Raw genomic sequence first — 16,160 nt, 5'->3', positions numbered from 1 at the left:
ATACATGTTGAGCTCAGTGCGTTCCACTACCGCAATTATTAATGACAGCGGCATTGCTTTTGGCACCAGCGGCGCGCGAGGGCTGGTAGAACAGTTTACCGATGAGGTATGTGCGGCCTTCACCGTGGCGTTTATTACCGCCCTGAGAGCCTCCTCCCCGGTGGCGCGTATTGCGCTGGGAATGGATCGCCGTCCCAGCAGCCCCGCGATGGCTGCTGCCTGCACCAGCGCGGCCCATGCAATGGGAGTGGAGGTGGATGATTACGGCATATTGCCAACGCCCGCTCTGGCGTTAAAGGCGATGGAAGATGGCGTACCCTGCATCATGATTACCGGCAGCCATATTCCGTTTAACCGGAACGGCATCAAGTTTTACCGCCCCGACGGCGAGATCACCAAAGCTGATGAAACCGCCATTCTTAATGCCGAGGCAGCGATGCCTACACTACCTCCGCCAACGCGCAGCGAAGTCTCTGAAGCGGCTAATAAGGCATACTCCCAGCGCTTCACTACATGGTTTCCAGGTGAGCCATTAAAGGGTTGGCGGGTAGGTTTATACCAACACTCTGCTGCAGGCCGCGATTTAAGCGCGCATATTTTGAGCGAGTTAGGTGCGGATGTCGTGGTACTGGGCCGCAGTGAGGCTTTTGTTCCCGTAGATACCGAAGCCGTTAGCGACGAAGATCAGGCCCAAGGGCGTGCCTGGGCAAACCAGCACCAGTTACAGGCCCTATTTTCTACTGATGGTGATGGTGATCGCCCATTACTGGGGGATGAAACGGGTACATGGCAGCGTGGCGATATCGTTGGTTTACTCTGCGCTCGCGCATTGGGAATCGAAGCGCTGGCAGTACCGGTCAGCTGCAATACGGCGATTGAGGCTTGCGGTGCCTTTCAGCGAGTTGAGCGCACGCGCATTGGTTCGCCTTATGTGTTGGACAGTATGGCTAAGCTCAGTGAACGGTTTGCTCGAGTGGCTGGGTTTGAAGCCAACGGCGGTTTTCTATTGGGAAGCAGACTGGAGAGCGAAGGCCGTCAGTTAGCCGCGCTGCCCACCCGCGATGCGCTACTACCCGCTCTTACTTTGATGGTGATGGCCGCCCAACGTGGGGTTAGCCTTTCGCGATTAATCGCTGACTTACCTGCTCGCTATACGGCGAGTGACCGGCTCAAGGGTTTCGCCACAGAGAAAAGCCATGCGATGCTGACCGAATGGCAGGCTTCACCTGAGCTAATGCAGCAAACGTTAGGGCTTCAGTCTCGCATCTCATCGGTGAACAGTATCGATGGACTAAGAGCCACGCTTGAAAATGGCGATATTGTGCATCTTCGCCCCTCTGGCAATGCGCCGGAGCTGCGCTGCTATAGTGAATCAGCTTCGCAAGCAGAGGCATCGGCACTGGTAAAACTGAGTTTGGCTGCGCTCAACAAACTGAACTAGCCGCATATACCCAACAAAGAACGGGTGACCCTAATGGGCCACCCGTTCTTTGGGCTATCCTTAGCCAAGGAGTAGTGTTACAGCTGCTTACTTATAAACCGGCAGCCGCGCACAAACTTCGGCTACTTTATCCAGCACCTGGGCTTCGATGGTGCTGGTATCTTCGCCTTTGGCCAGTACATCCAGAATGTCACAGATCCAGCCTGCTAGCTCGGTACACTCCTGCTCAGCGAAGCCGCGGGTGGTCACCGCCGGAGTGCCAATACGCAGGCCAGAGGTAATAAACGGGCTTTGCGGGTCGTTAGGCACAGCATTCTTGTTCACGGTGATATGGGCGCGACCCAAAGCCGCATCGGCATCTTTACCTGTTACGCCCTGCTTGATCAGTGAAAGCAGGAAGAGGTGGTCTTCGGTGCCACCAGAGACAATATCGTAACCGCGGTTAATAAACACTTTCGCCATGGCTTTGGCGTTTTTAACTACCTGCTGCTGGTAGGTTTTGAACTCCGGCGCCATGGCTTCTTTAAAGCAGATCGCCTTAGCGGCAATGACGTGCATCAAGGGACCGCCCTGACCACCGGGGAAAACCGCTGACTGCAGCTTTTTCTCAATATCAGCGTCGTTTTCCGCTGAGAGGATCACGCCGCTGCGGGGACCGCGCAGAGTTTTATGCGTAGTGGAGGTGACCACGTGGGCATGGGGCAAGGGGCTGGGGTAAACGCCTGCGGCAACCAGACCTGAGACGTGGGCCATATCGACTAGTAAGTAAGCACCCACTTCGTCGGCTATTTCGCGGAATTTGGCCCAATCAACGATTTGTGAATAGGCTGAGAAGCCGGCGATGATCATTTTGGGTTTGTGCTCACGGGCAAGCTGGGCCACTTGCTCGTAATCGATCAGCTCTTGCTCATTCAAGCCGTACTGAATGGCATTGTAGTGCTTACCCGAGAAGTTAGGTTTGGCACCGTGAGTTAGGTGGCCACCTGCATCCAGGCTCATGCCTAAAATCGTATCGCCGGGCTTAACGAGCGCTTGGAACACCGCGCTGTTAGCTTGCGAACCCGAGTGGGGTTGAACGTTCACGTAGGTAGCGCCGAATAGCTCTTTGGCGTAATCGATGGCCAGGTTCTCAGCGATATCGACGAATTCACAGCCACCGTAGTAGCGCTTGCCGGGATAGCCTTCGGCGTATTTGTTGGTCAGCTGGCTGCCCTGAGCTTCAAGTACGCGGGGGCTGGCGTAGTTTTCGGAAGCGATCAGTTCGATGTGGGCTTCCTGGCGCGCCACCTCTTTCTGCATGGCATCAAACAGCACATCATCGAATCCGGCAATTGTCATATCACGGCTGAACATCGGCAGGAACCTCGTAACGAGAAAGGATCATCATGGGAGAAGCGAGGGAGCTATCATAACGCAGCCTGACGCGACTTTCATCGCATCCGCGTCAGGTTGTTAATGAGCCATATTCATCTTGAGTGATTAAACGTTGGTAGCTTCAGCTCGCAAATGTCCGGGCTGCCAGCTTGACAAGAGTGCGGGGGGCTTGCAGCCCTTTTGGTAGGGTGCTTCAACCCGCGATTTGCGAGGCTTTTAGTGAACGCCGGCTGACTCGCTTGCATTTTCTTTCTCAAAACTAAATACTGTATATTTATACATATCAATATCAGCCAGGATGCCAACGATGCCGGGCCAGTCAGCTCACTTTCCGCCAGACTTGCCGTTAACTTCTCAGCCGCTGCCTTATTTAACTTTTCTGGGCCGCGCTGGTTTTAGCGGCTTTCCTTCGCCTGCTCAGGATTACGAGCCATGCACGCTGGATCTCAACACACGGCTGGTTAAAAACCCCACCGCGACGTTCTATGTCACCGCCACCGGCGACAGCATGGAAGGCTGGGGTATTTTTGAAGGCGACCTGCTGATTGTTGATCGCAGTATAGAACCACGCCTGGGCCATATTTTGATCGCTATGCTGGAGGGCGAGGCGTTGATTAAACGCTACGCGCTTTACCGGGGCACGCCGCATCTATGTTCGGGTCACCCAGACTATCCGCCGCTGCCTCTTGAAGGCAGCGACTGCCAGCTATGGGGCGTAGTGCGTGCTGTCGTGCACGAGTATGTACGTTGACATGCTTCTTTGCGCTAACTCGCCTATTCGAGATGAGGAGTGGCGATGATCGGTCTAATCGATGCCAACAACTTCTATGTAAGCTGCGAGCGGATTTTTCAGCCGGCGCTGGAAGGCAGGCCTGTTGGGGTGATGTCAAACAACGACGGCTGCGTGATCGCCCGCTCCGCGGAGTTGAAAGCGCTGGATATTCCCATGGGCACGCCAGCCTTTAAGCTTGAAGGGCTACGCCAGCGCGGCGAGATTCACCTGCTCTCCTCCAATTACGAGCTCTACGGCGATATGTCGGGGCGGCTGACTCAACTACTACGTGATGCCTGCCCGGAGGTGGCGCCCTACTCAATAGATGAGATGTTCGTCTATTTAGAAGGCTTTACCAGCAGGCAATGTGAGGCGCTGGGTCGCCACCTGCGCCAGCGTATACGCCGCCACTTGGGCTTGCCAGTGTGTATTGGGCTGGCACCCACGCATACGCTCGCCAAACTGGCCAATCACCTTGCCAAGCAAGACCCTCTCTACCAAGGCGTTTGCTTGCTTAATGGACAGGATCACACCACGCAGGCGTTGCTCAAACGCACACCGGTAGGCAGCGTGTGGGGCGTCGGCCACCGGCTTGCCGAGCGCTTGGCCATTGGCGGCGTTAACACCGCCTGGGACTTGCGTGAAAGCAATGAAAAACAGCTCCGCAAACGCTTCTCGGTGGTGCTAGCACGTACGGCGCTTGAGCTACGCGGCGTACCCTGTTTGGCGATGAACGCGCTAGATAAGCCCCGGGAACGCATTATGACCTCCCGCTCCTTCGGTCAACCGACCGGTGTGTTTGCAGAGGTGCATAACGCGCTGCGTCGTCACGCCCAGCGCAGCGCTGAAAAACTGCGCGAGCAGCGCAGTTTAGCCCGTGCGGTGATGGTATTTCTCAACACTAACCGCCATCGCCACGATCAGTTGCAATATAATCCCAATGCATTGATACCGCTGCCCTCACCCAGTGACGACACCCGGGTGATCCTGGATGCCGTTCGCCAAGGGCTTGAGCAGATTCATCGCCCCCGTTACCAATTTATGAAAGCCGGTGTGATGCTGCTGGATTTAGTGGACGCCGAACAGTACCAAATGTCGTTACTGCATCAACCTGCCCGAGACCGCCACCCGTTGCTGATGGCAACCATTGATCAAATCAACCAGCGCTTGGGGCAGGGCACGATCAGCTTTGGCATGACGAATGCGCCAGCCGCCTGGCAGTTACGCTGCGCCCATCGCTCAGACCGCTATACCACGCGTTGGGATGAACTTATGAAAGTAGGCACTCACCCCGGCGCTATTCATGGGTGTACTTCACGACCCTAACCGCTACCCTGGAAGACCCAATGCGCAGGAACCGCTGTTGTTATGTCCCTCACTCGGCCAGATAAAGAGTACGCCCCAGCCCCCGACCTAGCGCAGCGCTGGGCTAGCCACTATGTACAGGGCTATTTACGCCGCCATCCAGCACTTGACTCCCCCGACCCGCAGGCCCTGAAACGGGCACGGCGATGGATCATCACCTGGGCAGCGCTCGCTGGTTTGATTTCCGGCACGCTGATTGGCTGCGCCGAATGGTGGATGCGTGAGTTTGCCACCAGCCACTGGGAAGCCATGAGCCTTAGGGAGCAACTCCCCTACTGGGGCGGCTATCTGGCCGTCGCTGGCTTGGTTACCGCTCTGGAAATCGGCTTTTTATACTGGAATGCGCTGCGCGGCGTGGCGAGCATTACCCGTTTGGCGGGCCTACGCTACGGCCAAACAGATACGCTTGAACCCGATATTCAGTTGACCGTTCACGGCGTTTCCCGGTCGGCGCTGGAGTACCCCAGCCCTGGTAGTCTTATTTATGGCGTAGACCCCCACGCCTACCTGCATGGCTGGAAGCTGACACTTAGAGCACTGCTATATCGCTTAAAAATCAGCTTAAGCAGTTTTCTACTGCGTGTACTGCTGCGTCGGCTATTGGGGCGACTCACACTGCGCGGCTTGTTACCCCTATTAACCGGCCCGCTATACGCCGTTTGGAACGCGTGGATTGCCGCGCGTATTATTCAAGAAGCTTACTTGCAGGCTCGCGGGCCCGCCCTGGTGACACATTTAATGGCAACGCTGAAAGAGAGTGACGCGCATTTACGCCGGTTGGTGGCCCAGGGCGTAGGAGAACTGATTATGCGCAACCAGCACCCTCACCCGAACCTGGTGCTGCTACTTGCCCGCCTACTGAACAGCCTGCCTGATCAGCCACAAAACCTTGAGGTGGATTGGCCAACCACCCAGCAAGCGTATGCGCAGCTCAGTGACCCTGAGCGCCAAACGCTGCTCAATGTACTTACCCAGGCCGCCCTTCTCAGCGGCACTTACCGTGGTTCGCGCAAGCGTTTTTTAGAGGAGGTGTTTGCCACCTGCCAAACGCCGCTACGTAGCGATGAGGTAAAAGCTCAGCAGCAGCGTTTGTTATCGGGGCAGGTACCGTAGTATTACGCCCCCTTCAGTGCGTGGCGCAGCCGTGGGGTTAGGGTTTCGCCAAGCGCCACCATGGCGACCAGAATCGCCAATAGCCACGGCCAATGGGTGGCAAACGAAACCTGATATACCCCCAGAGCATCGACAAAAATCACCACAATACCGAGCGGGCTAACGTAACGCACCATGGCCAGCCACAGCGCATAAGGCACAGGGTCCAGCCCGAGCTCCTCGCGGAAAGCATCACTTTTTATTACAAACCCAGCCAGAACCACCATGCCCAGGCCGCCCAGCGGCATCATCCAACGCGATGTGAGGTAATCCAGCCAGTCAAAGAAATTCTTATCGGCCAATGTCCACTCCGCCCCCAGGTTAAACGACAGCATCGCGAGAGTACTGATCACCCACAGCACAATACCGGTGCCCCAGGAGGCAGCCGAACGCGAGATGCCTCTGTTATCACACAGCCAGGAAACCGTGGCTTCGACCATAGAGATCGAGGAGGTTAATGCGGCCATGGAGAGCATCAGGAAGAACAGGATGCCAAACAGCGTGCCCAGCGGCATCGCCTGGAAGGCCAGTGGCAGACTCATAAAGATCAGCCCAGGACCTTCGCTGGGATCCATGCCGTTGGCAAAAATGACCGGGAAGATCGCCAGCCCCGCCATCAATGCAACAACGGTATCCGCCACCGCCACACTGACCGTGGTGCGGCCAATCGAGGCGCCTTTAGGTAGATAACTGCCATAGGTAAGAATCGCCCCGGAGGCCAGCGAGAGGGTAAAAAATGCATGGCCAAGCGCTGCCAACGTGCCTTCGCTCGAGAGGCTGCCCGCCTTGAACGAGAACAGGAAGCTCACCGCCGCACCAAAGCCACCGGAGAACATGCCAAAACCGATCAGCACTACCAGCATAATGACCAGACCCGGCATCATCCAGCTGACGCTTTTCTCAATCCCTTGCTGAACCCCCTTGCCCACAATCAGCATAGTGGCCAGCGTAACGAGCGTACTCCAGAAGCCGAGATTCAGCGGATTAGCGTTGTTGGCACCAAACACGGCGGCCATCTCATCGACGCTGCTGCCCGCCAAACCGCCGGTGAGCATTTTCCATAAATAGGAAAACGACCAGCCCGCGACCACCACGTAAAACGACAAAATCATAAAGCCACACAGCATGGCCATCCAGCCAATCAACGACCAGGCCGACGAGCGGCCAGATTCATTGACCACGCGCCGTATGGCATCCACCGGGCTACCGCGCCCACGTCGCCCAAAGGCGATTTCGACCATCATCACTGGCACGCCTACGGCAAAAATGCACGCCAAATAAACCAGCACGAAGGCGCCGCCGCCAAACTCCCCGGTCATGTAGGGGAATTTCCAGATATTACCGAGCCCCACCGCCGAGCCGGTGGCGGCCAACAGAAAGCCCCAACGGCCTAGCCACTGAGTGCGAGGTTGCCCAGAAGTGGTCATTTGTGTCGTTATCCTGTTAGAAAAAAGGCACTTATCCTAAAGGATTTCACGGACAATGCCCACTAAGCGTAAACCGTGGTTTTGGCAGCGGCATCCAAGCGTTGGGCAGTTTGGTCTACCTTGCGCAGGCAGGCCAGCAGCACTGCACCGAGGGTCACAAAGCCACCCGCAAGCCATAGCCCAACGCCATAGTGGCCAGTAGCTTCCGCCAACATGCCGGTTAACGCCGGGGCGACTATTTGGGCGGCGCCGTATGCCAGCGTCATCTGCCCCATTAATCGCGCGGGACTGGAAGGATAGAGCCTACCCGCCATGGTCAGGACCAGGCTGACGCAGCCAAGAAAAGTGCCGCCGTAAAGTACCGCGCTGAACAGCACCGCGGCTAGATTCGCCGTTATGGCGGGCAGAATAATGCCGATAACCTGTAGGCTCATTGCCAGTATCAGCGCGCCCAAATAACCGATTCGCCGTGCCACAAGATCCCACAGTATGACCGCAGGGGCCGCTGCCAAGCCCACCAACGCAAAGGTCCAATTACCGGCACCTGCCAACAGCGGCTCGCGCTCCACAATCACGACGATGAAGGTGGCGCTGATCACATAGCCATACCCCGCGCAGAAATAGGCGGCCAGCATCCAGCGCATAAAGGTTCGCGTGGGTGGTTTTACCGCGACATTACTGTGCCCGCCGGCACCAGGCCTATCAGTCGACGGGCGGGGCAGCCAGCGCCAGGCGGGCACGAGCAACGCCGCGCCAAGCAGGCTAAATCCCCACCACTGCACTTGCCAGTTCAACGACAGCGCCAGCATCAACTCAACGGCGACGGCCGCAACGACAATGCCAAGACCGAGCCCGGCAAAATGAATCCCCAGCTCACCGCGCAGGCGGTGCTGAATCAACCAGTGAAGAATCAGCCCCGAGGCCAACAGCATCGCGCCGCTGCTCGAAAAGCCCGCCAACAAGCGCAGCCCCGCCCAGAGCCAAAAGTGTTCGGTCAATGCCATGCCGGCCGTCGTGAGAACGGCCAGGACCAAGCAAATACGGTACAGGGTATCTTTGATATGGATACTACGTATACAGGCTGCCAGCACAGCACCCAGCATATAGCCCACGTAATTGAGTGCCGCCAGCCAACCGCCATCGGCGTCACCCATCCAGGTTTGCTGCTGCATGACCGGCAATAACGGCGTATAGGCAAAGCGGGCGACGCCAACGCACAATATCTGACTGAAAACGCCCGCCAGTAGCACTTTAAAGCGCCGAGAACCTAGCGTGGGTGGGGCCATGGAATTGCTCCTTAAACACCTTTACATATAGCGTGGCGGTTAATTATTGTTTTATGCATTAACCGCATAGTAAGGAGTTTCGAGCAGCCCGTCATGACCACCTAAGTCGTGGGTCTGGCTAAATATTCACCTCCAGGCTTAACAACAAAAACGACAGCGTTTTGCCATGCCCATCCAAATTAAGCGCGCCATTAACACCGCCTTCCAGCACATCATCAATCACAAAGTTCATGCCTGCCAAATTAGGCAATGGATAACGCCTCACCCGGCTGGCACCACGGTGGGCAAACAGCGCCAGCACCCGCTCCTCGGTGACCTGCTCCAGCAAGGTCGCGTAGTGGGCTGGGTCATAGGCAAACAGTGCCACATTCAGGCGCTCACCCTTGTCACCCGCCCGTGCGTGGGCTAATTGATGAAGGGTGGCTGAGGCATGCGGGCGCACCGCCGTTTGCGTGTGTTCAACTTGCTGCATCGCATTCACTCCTACGCTCCCCGAGCGCCAACGGTTCGAACAGGTTGGCATAGGCATGAATATCACTACGCTTCACCAAATAAGAGGCGGTAAAGACACGCCGCTGAAACTGCCGACGTACCCCACCGCCACCTGCTGGCCCGGCGCAGTAAAGCGCTAACAGCTCTTGTGTAGCGCGTGCCACCCAGCGCCGTTCACTGTGCTCAGCCGCTAATCGCAGTCTATAGTCGCCACTGATGGTAGCCGGTGCACTGCACTGCAGTTCACCGCTGTCACCATCAAACACGCTGGCCAGGCCAATAATATCCAAGCGGGTACGTAGCTCGGCGGGGGCACGAAACACGAGCCGTTCGCGCAGTACCTGCGCAGCGAGCTGTGCTCTAGCTAACGCATTGGGCCCGGCGTAGGAGATTTCCGCTTCGCCCTGCCAGCCACCTTCGTAGCACACTGTGGTTTTTAACCGTTCAGGGGCAGGCTTACCGCGAATACCCGTTACCGCTACGCGATTGGGCGAGAGCTGGCGCACTTCAGCCTGGGAGAGATCCACTGTGACATCCGGGGTCAGGTAATTAGCAGGGTCGTGGACTTCATAAAGTAACTGCTCTTTCACCGTTTGTTCAGTCACACAGCCGCCGGTATTAGCAGGCTTGGTGATGATCAGGCTGCCGTCCTGCTCTACTTCGATAATCGGGTAGCCCACGGTAGCGAGCCCCGGCACGTCTTTAAAGCCAGGATCTGCAAAATAGCCACCGCTCACCTGTGCACCACACTCGGCCAGGTGCCCGGCCATCATGCCGCAGGCTAGGCGATCCCAATCGTCCCAGCGCCAATTAAAGTGGTGCATCAGCGGGGCTAAAAACAGTGCCGGATCAGCGACTCGCCCAGTGACCACCACCTCAGCTTGCATGGCCAACGCCTCACAAAGCGCCTTTGCTCCTAAGTAAACGTTAGCTGAAATCAAAGCATCATCATCCGGCATATCAAGCCGCTCAGCTTCCCAACGCTGTAAATCCAAGCTATGCAGCCGCTGGCGGATATCATCGCCGTGCACTTGGGCGATGCGTACGTCCGCGCGCCCAAGCTGAGTAGCCAAATCGGCGATAACCTGACAAGCACCGGCTGGGTTGGCCGCGCCAAAGTTACCTAGAACTTTAATATTGTGATCCAGACAGTCCCGAAGTACTGGCGCCAACAGTTCTTCTAGCAGCGGCTCGAACCCACTTTCGGGGTCGTCGCGCATGGCCCGATGGGCCGCCGCCAGCGTACGCTCCCCCAGGGTTTCAAACACTAAGGCAGAGGGCTGCTGACGCTTGATTAATTCGGCCACCACCGCCACCGCCGCATCGGTGCGGTCACCTGAGAAGCCTGCGCCACTGCCTAATAAAAAGCTCATAGCTGCGTCTCCTTGGCCTGAAGGGTTTGGGGGTCACTAGAGGGTGCAGGCTCGTCATCCAACAGCGCACGACGGCGAATAAACAGCCCAATAATGAGCATCAGCGCGGCTAGCGTGGAGAGCCAACCGGGCGTCAGTGCAAGCGCAACCACGATCACCAACGCCACCACGTCAATGACGCGTTTGCCGGTCATCGCTACGCGACTCATCAGCGCGGCAAACGCCATTACGAACACCACGCCTTGGCAGCTAGCCAACGCAATATCGATAGCGGTGCCAAAGCCTGCTAAAGCCGGATAGATCAACAGCAAGAAAGGAATCACGTAGATAGCCGCCGCCAAGCGCACCGATTCCACGGCAGCAGGCAGCCAGTTGGTATCGGCAATACCTGAAGCCACAAAGACCGCAATACAAACGGGCGGTGTAATCACCGATAGTGTGGCGAAGTAAAAAACAAACAGGTGGGCAATCAGTGGCTCCACGCCTATGGCGGTAAGCGCAGGGGCCAGTACCGACGCCACCAGCACATAGGCCGCCGTAGTGGGAATCCCCATGCCCAGGATCAAGCAGACACCACCCACGATGAAGGCCACCAGGAACAGCGATTCTCCGCCTACCGTGACGATCAAACTTGCTAGTGTCACACCTATTCCGGTCATTCCTATCATCGCGACCAGAATCTGCGCCCCGGCAAGCAGCACGCCGATAATCACCATGCCTTTGCCTGCATCGACCAAGCCCGCCACCAGCTTGCCAACAATCTCGCGCAGAGGCATTTTCGACAGCAGAGCAAAAGGTATAAAGGTCAGTACCGTCATTAAAATGCCGTAAAACGCTGACATCTGAATCGAACGGCCGCTGAGCACGCCATAAAACAGCCCGCCTAATGCGGCCAGGATGGGAATAATCCGTTCTGGCCGCATCACTTCAGACCAAGTCGGCAGCTCATCATCAGGCACTACCTGCAGTTGACGGCGCTTGGCGACTAGATGAATGGTGACAAACACCCCAAGGTAGAAAAGGATCGCTGGCAACAAGGCCGCCAAGGCAATACGCAGATAACTTTCACCGAGAATTTCCGCCATGATAAATGCCGCAGCACCTAAAATTGGCGGTGCGATTTGACCACCGGTGGACGCCACGGCTTCAACCCCGGCGGCGAATGGGCGTGGATAGTTTAAGCGCTTCATCATAGGAATGGTGAAGTTGCCCGTTGTCGCCACATTGGCCACCGCGCTACCACTGACCATGCCGAATAGCCCGGACGCCACCGTGGCGACTTTGGCGGCACCGCCCGGGGAACGGCCGCTAATACGCAGCGCCAAATCCATAAAGGTATTGCCGCCCCCGGTGTGCAGCAGCAAACAGCCGAACAGCACAAAAGCAGCAATCGTCGTTGCTGCCACTCCTACCAGCATGCCCCACACGCCTAAATCGCCGAGGTAGATGGTTTCGGTCATGTAGTAAAGATCGAAGCCCCGATGACCAAGCGGCCCCGGTATAGCGGCTCCTAACCACGCATAGGCTAAGCCCACCAGCACCAACAGTGGAAAAATAGCCCCTATGGCACGCCGAGAGAGCTCCAAAATAGCCACTAGGAGCACGCCGGTCAGCAACATATCGCGGGGTGTTGCCCAAGGAAGCTCAACCAGAATTTGTTCGTGATTGAGCGCTACATAGCTGCAGGCGGCTACCACGCCAACCGCCAACACGGTATCAATAGCGATGCCAAGTGGTCGCCAGCGCTTGCCTTGCCCTAATGGGTAAACGGCAAGCCCCAGCAGAATAACCAGCGCGAGAAAGATACTCCGCTGAATCAAGCTCTCGAATGGCCCAGTGGCGGAGGTATAAAGGATTAGTCCGCCCAATATGAGCGCTAAGCCTTTGGTGAGTGTCTCACGCATGATCATCTTCTCCGCTTGACCTTACTGGACTGGCTGCAAGGCATCGGGGATGTCATGCCCCTGCTCTTCAAAATAGCGCGCAGCGCCGGCATGGAGCGGTACGGTGCCTACCTCCAGGGTCATCTTCGCCATATCCGCATCCTGCATGGCCGCAAACGCATTAACCTGCGGCTCTGGGTTCTCCATCACGGCTTTGACGATTTGATAGGCGGTCTCTTCATCCATGTCCGGGTGGGCATGCACGGCCACACCGAAGGCCCAAGTGGTATAAGCGGGAATACCCTCTGCTGCCCCTTCCGGCACATCCACTATCGCCACGTCAGGCATTTCAGTGCGTAATGTTTCCGCCTCTTCTGCGCTTAGCGATAGCACGCTGATAGGCGTGAAAGTAGCAATATCCATGGAGGAGCCGTCTAAACGCTCACCCACGCCAGACTTCACTGATCCCATCACCCGTCCATCTTTCATGGCGTCGACCATATCGGTGGTGGAACCACGCACGTAGTCAGGTTCAATGCCTAATGCCCGCATCACCGCCTCGGTGGTTTTCTCGGTAGCAGAGCCAGTAATACCGGGATTGAAACGTACGCCGTTTAGCTCAGCGAATGTTTCCACGCCCGCATCCTGACGCAACACGGCATTTTGCGGTGCTACGGTGTAGACCCATAGCAGGCGGCTATCGACCGGACGGCCTTCAAAGTCCTCTTCACCGGCGTAGGCGTGATAGCCGGTGTTGGTCGTTACCAGCCCCATATCAATTTGATTGCGGCCCAAACGGCGCAGGTTATCCACCGTGGCGCCAGTCTCCGCAACAGAGGAACTCACGCCATCGACTTGGTTGTTAATAATCTGGTTAACCGCGACAAAGTAGCTGTAGTGGCTGGAGGAGCTTGAGGTGGAACCAATCAACAGGCGCTCATCAGCGTGAAGGGTAGCCGCGGCCAGCACCGTGGCGCTGGCCACCATGGCAGTAAGTAGCGTTTTCATCGTGTCTCCGAAGCTCGCTCAGCGAGCAATTGTTGTTGTAGATCGACTTGCTTAAAAACGGTGATCGCGACACTGTTTGCATGCGATAAACAGAGCATGGTCTGCCAGTTCTATTTTGTATATTGAATAGTTTTTAATTTATGTTTTACTTTCTAAATGAATCCAAGCATCCAGCAGTTGCGTGTTTTTGTTGCCGTCGCCCATTCCCGCAGCCTTGCAGAGGCCAGCGAACGGATACACCTTTCCCAACCGGCGATCTCCATCGCGTTGCGCAAACTAGAGGAGAGTGTGGGCGGCGCGCTGTTTGCTCGCACTACCCGCCAGCTTGCCCTTACCCCGGAAGGCGAAGCCTTTCTGCCGGTCGCCGTGCGGCTATTGAATGATTGGAATGAAGCTTTTGAGGATCTTAACGACCAGTTTTCAAAACAGCGTGGCAAGGTGACGGTCGCCGCCCTGCCCACCCTCGCTGCGGGTCTGTTTCCTCGAGTTATTAAGCGTTTTCATGAGGCCTATCCGCGCATCAACCTCAGCCTGCACGATGTGTTGGCCGAACAGATCAATCAGATGGTGCGCGAAGGCCGAGCTGACCTGGGGCTTTCAGTGCCGCCAAGCGATGCAGATGACCTGATGTTTGAGCCCGTTCTTGAAGATAGCTATGTGGCCGTTTGCCCCGGCGGGCATCCGCTGCTGGCACAATCAACAGTGGCCTGGAGACAACTGGCTGAGTATCCGTTTATTGGCATTAATCGCCTTTCCAGCTCACGGCAGGATATTGACCGTATTATGCAGAGCGTAGGAGAGCGGTTGGATATTTTATGCGATGCGCGCCAGATCGCCACGGTAGGCCGCATGGTAGCGGCAGGGTTAGGCATTAGCGTACTACCCTCGCTCAGCTTTCGTCAGATCGCTACCGAAGGCATTGAACACCGCCCTCTGATCGAGCCAACCATACGCCGTGAGCTAGGTATTATATTAAGTCGTCGCCATCCTCCTTCCGCCGCGACTAGTGCTTTGCGTCAACTAATACATGATCACCCCTGAGGGGTTTTCTCTACACAAGAGGTAGGAATCTGGCAGACTAGAGGTGATTAACATCCACCTCAAATGAGCGAGCGACAACGATGAGCGATAGTGCAAAACCCTGGACACAGCCGATGCCCGACGCGCAGTTCAAACTAATGCGCGATATTCTTGCTGCCCCCAGCCCCGTGGGCCTGGAAGCTGCCATGACCTATGGCGTGCTGAAACCACATTTTGAAAGCTTTGCCCCCAAAAGCTGGCATTTGCACCAATTCAAGGGCAATGCGGGCGTCGTATTGGACACCCACCCAGACCGCGACGATATGTTTAAGGTCATGATCATCGGCCATGCGGACAAAATCCGTATGCAGGTGCGCTCAATTGGTGAAGACGGCAAGATTTGGATCAACACCGATTCGTTCCTGCCTACCGTACTGATTGGCCATGAAGTGAAGCTGTTTAGCGAAGACCCCGACGCTCCTGGCAGCTATCGCTGTATTGAAGGCGGCACCGTAGAAGCGCTGGGCGCCATTCATTTTTCTGACCCTGCCATGCGCGATGGCAGCAAGGGCCTGAAGAAAGAGCAGATCTACCTGGATCTACAGATCCACGGCGAGAACAAGAAGCAGCAGGTATTGAATCTGGGCGTACGCCCGGGCGATTCAATTATATTTGACCGCCCTATCCGCCCTGGCTTTAGCCCCAACACCTTCTATGGTGCCTACCTGGATAACGGCCTGGGCTGTTTTGTCGCCGCCGAGGTGGCGCGTCTGATTGCGGAAGCAGGCGGCACCAAAAACGTGCGCGTACTGTTTGCAATTGCCAGCTACGAAGAGATTGGCCGCTTCGGCAGCCGCGTGATGGCGGGTGAGATGAAGCCGGATGCGTTGATTGGCGTCGATGTAAATCACGACTACGTAGCCGCCCCCGGCATCGGCGACAAGCGTATGCAGCCGCTAGAGATGGGCAAAGGCTTCACCATGTCGGTGGGCTCGATTGCCAGCGAACAGCTCAACCGGATTATCGCCACTGCCGCTAAAGAGCAGGACATTCCACTGCAGCGCGATATTGTTGGTGTGGATACGGGTACCGATGGTATGGCGGGCGTACTGGCCTCTATCGATAGCGCGGCTACCTCGATTGGCTTCCCAATTCGCAATATGCACACCATCTCCGAAACGGGCCATACCCAGGATGTGCTGGCAGCTATTCACGCCCTCACCCACACCTTGCAAGCCCTTGACAGCCTGCCGGATCTGCAGCGTGAATTCCTCGATAACCACCCGCGCTTAGACCAGGCGAGCCCGCTTACTCACCAAGGTAGCGACAAGCCTGACAGTGAGGATGATGGTAACAACGACGAGAGTAGCGAAAGCCAAACAAGTAACCAAAGCAATCACAGTAAGAAAAACAAGAAGAAAGGCAAAAAGTAAAACAAGCGATCGAGTAGGAAGGGGAGTCGCCTCCCCTGTCCTCTCACACCACCGGGCATACGGTTCCGTACCACGGCGGTTCATGAAGAACGCTTGAGCCATCTTACCGCGTCCAGTATCGAGATCAGTCCCTG

The 16,160-nt window shown here is 56.5% G+C and carries 13 protein-coding genes; 6 read left to right on the top strand and 7 right to left on the bottom strand.

The annotated features are described in order from the left end of the window. Nucleotides 1–4: 4 nt before the first annotated feature. Nucleotides 5–1,441: a phosphomannomutase gene (locus tag QT231_RS13235; protein ID WP_308337328.1), complete on the top strand. Its 1,437-nt coding sequence runs from the start codon at nt 5–7 to the stop codon at nt 1,439–1,441. An 87-nt stretch (nt 1,442–1,528) separates the two neighbouring features. On the opposite strand, the gene glyA is transcribed toward QT231_RS13235, so the two are convergent. Continuing rightward, on the bottom strand, nt 1,529–2,794 hold the full coding sequence (gene glyA, locus QT231_RS13230; RefSeq protein WP_308337327.1) for a serine hydroxymethyltransferase: 1,266 nt from the start codon (nt 2,792–2,794) through the stop codon (nt 1,529–1,531). Nucleotides 2,795–3,122: 328 nt separating this feature from the next. On the opposite strand from glyA, the gene QT231_RS13225 reads away from it, so the two are divergent. Genes QT231_RS13225 through QT231_RS13215 form a run of 3 tightly spaced genes read left to right on the top strand, consistent with a single transcriptional unit; the run spans nt 3,123 to nt 6,065 of the window. Continuing rightward, a complete protein-coding gene (locus QT231_RS13225) occupies nt 3,123–3,566 on the top strand; it encodes a translesion error-prone DNA polymerase V autoproteolytic subunit (protein WP_308337326.1) in 444 nt (147 codons plus the stop codon). A gap of 45 nt (nt 3,567–3,611) precedes the next feature. After that, nucleotides 3,612–4,913, top strand: a complete 1,302-nt coding sequence (locus QT231_RS13220; RefSeq protein WP_308337325.1) for a Y-family DNA polymerase — start codon at nt 3,612–3,614, stop codon at nt 4,911–4,913. 42 nt (nt 4,914–4,955) lie between these two features. Next, nucleotides 4,956–6,065, top strand: a complete 1,110-nt coding sequence (locus tag QT231_RS13215; protein WP_308337324.1) for a hypothetical protein — start codon at nt 4,956–4,958, stop codon at nt 6,063–6,065. 2 nt (nt 6,066–6,067) lie between these two features. On the opposite strand, the gene QT231_RS13210 is transcribed toward QT231_RS13215, so the two are convergent. From QT231_RS13210 to QT231_RS13185, 6 genes are all read right to left on the bottom strand, one after another. Further along, complete coding sequence (locus QT231_RS13210; RefSeq protein ID WP_308337323.1) at nt 6,068–7,531, bottom strand: sodium-dependent transporter; 1,464 nt, start codon at nt 7,529–7,531, stop codon at nt 6,068–6,070. Between the two features lie 62 nt (nt 7,532–7,593). Continuing rightward, a complete protein-coding gene (locus QT231_RS13205; protein WP_308337322.1) occupies nt 7,594–8,817 on the bottom strand; it encodes a YbfB/YjiJ family MFS transporter in 1,224 nt (407 codons plus the stop codon). A gap of 118 nt (nt 8,818–8,935) precedes the next feature. Then, entirely contained in the window at nt 8,936–9,289 is a 354-nt protein-coding gene (locus QT231_RS13200) for a hypothetical protein (protein WP_308337321.1), read from the bottom strand. Further along, nucleotides 9,276–10,682, bottom strand: coding sequence for an acyclic terpene utilization AtuA family protein (locus QT231_RS13195; protein ID WP_308337320.1), 1,407 nt, complete (start codon nt 10,680–10,682; stop codon nt 9,276–9,278). The genes QT231_RS13200 and QT231_RS13195 overlap by 14 nt, the downstream gene beginning before the upstream one ends. Continuing rightward, the gene (locus QT231_RS13190; protein WP_308337319.1) at nt 10,679–12,586 is read right to left on the bottom strand and encodes a TRAP transporter fused permease subunit; all 1,908 of its coding nucleotides are present in this window, start codon (nt 12,584–12,586) and stop codon (nt 10,679–10,681) included. The genes QT231_RS13195 and QT231_RS13190 overlap by 4 nt, the downstream gene beginning before the upstream one ends. A gap of 21 nt (nt 12,587–12,607) precedes the next feature. Then, nucleotides 12,608–13,573, bottom strand: coding sequence for a TAXI family TRAP transporter solute-binding subunit (locus tag QT231_RS13185; protein WP_308337318.1), 966 nt, complete (start codon nt 13,571–13,573; stop codon nt 12,608–12,610). A 156-nt stretch (nt 13,574–13,729) separates the two neighbouring features. Between QT231_RS13185 and QT231_RS13180 the strand changes: the two genes are divergently transcribed. Both QT231_RS13180 and QT231_RS13175 read left to right on the top strand, forming a co-directional pair. Further along, on the top strand, nt 13,730–14,614 hold the full coding sequence (locus QT231_RS13180; RefSeq protein ID WP_308337317.1) for a LysR family transcriptional regulator: 885 nt from the start codon (nt 13,730–13,732) through the stop codon (nt 14,612–14,614). A gap of 80 nt (nt 14,615–14,694) precedes the next feature. Further along, a complete protein-coding gene (locus QT231_RS13175) occupies nt 14,695–16,026 on the top strand; it encodes a M20/M25/M40 family metallo-hydrolase (protein WP_308337316.1) in 1,332 nt (443 codons plus the stop codon). Nucleotides 16,027–16,160 lie beyond the last annotated feature (134 nt).

Source organism: Halomonas sp. SpR1 (assembly GCF_031010175.1).
Taxonomy (GTDB): domain Bacteria; phylum Pseudomonadota; class Gammaproteobacteria; order Pseudomonadales; family Halomonadaceae; genus Vreelandella.
This window is presented reverse-complemented; position numbering and strand designations above follow the sequence as displayed.

Bases quoted from the DNA above. Each gene is read 5' to 3' on its own strand.
- QT231_RS13235 (WP_308337328.1), top strand. From the start codon at position 5: ATGTTGAGCTCAGTGCGTTCCACTACCGCAATTATTAATGACAGCGGC.
- glyA (WP_308337327.1), bottom strand. From the start codon at position 2,794: ATGTTCAGCCGTGATATGACAATTGCCGGATTCGATGATGTGCTGTTT.
- QT231_RS13225 (WP_308337326.1), top strand. From the start codon at position 3,123: ATGCCGGGCCAGTCAGCTCACTTTCCGCCAGACTTGCCGTTAACTTCT.
- QT231_RS13220 (WP_308337325.1), top strand. From the start codon at position 3,612: ATGATCGGTCTAATCGATGCCAACAACTTCTATGTAAGCTGCGAGCGG.
- QT231_RS13215 (WP_308337324.1), top strand. From the start codon at position 4,956: ATGTCCCTCACTCGGCCAGATAAAGAGTACGCCCCAGCCCCCGACCTA.
- QT231_RS13210 (WP_308337323.1), bottom strand. From the start codon at position 7,531: ATGACCACTTCTGGGCAACCTCGCACTCAGTGGCTAGGCCGTTGGGGC.
- QT231_RS13205 (WP_308337322.1), bottom strand. From the start codon at position 8,817: ATGGCCCCACCCACGCTAGGTTCTCGGCGCTTTAAAGTGCTACTGGCG.
- QT231_RS13200 (WP_308337321.1), bottom strand. From the start codon at position 9,289: ATGCAGCAAGTTGAACACACGCAAACGGCGGTGCGCCCGCATGCCTCA.
- QT231_RS13195 (WP_308337320.1), bottom strand. From the start codon at position 10,682: ATGAGCTTTTTATTAGGCAGTGGCGCAGGCTTCTCAGGTGACCGCACC.
- QT231_RS13190 (WP_308337319.1), bottom strand. From the start codon at position 12,586: ATGCGTGAGACACTCACCAAAGGCTTAGCGCTCATATTGGGCGGACTA.
- QT231_RS13185 (WP_308337318.1), bottom strand. From the start codon at position 13,573: ATGAAAACGCTACTTACTGCCATGGTGGCCAGCGCCACGGTGCTGGCC.
- QT231_RS13180 (WP_308337317.1), top strand. From the start codon at position 13,730: ATGAATCCAAGCATCCAGCAGTTGCGTGTTTTTGTTGCCGTCGCCCAT.
- QT231_RS13175 (WP_308337316.1), top strand. From the start codon at position 14,695: ATGAGCGATAGTGCAAAACCCTGGACACAGCCGATGCCCGACGCGCAG.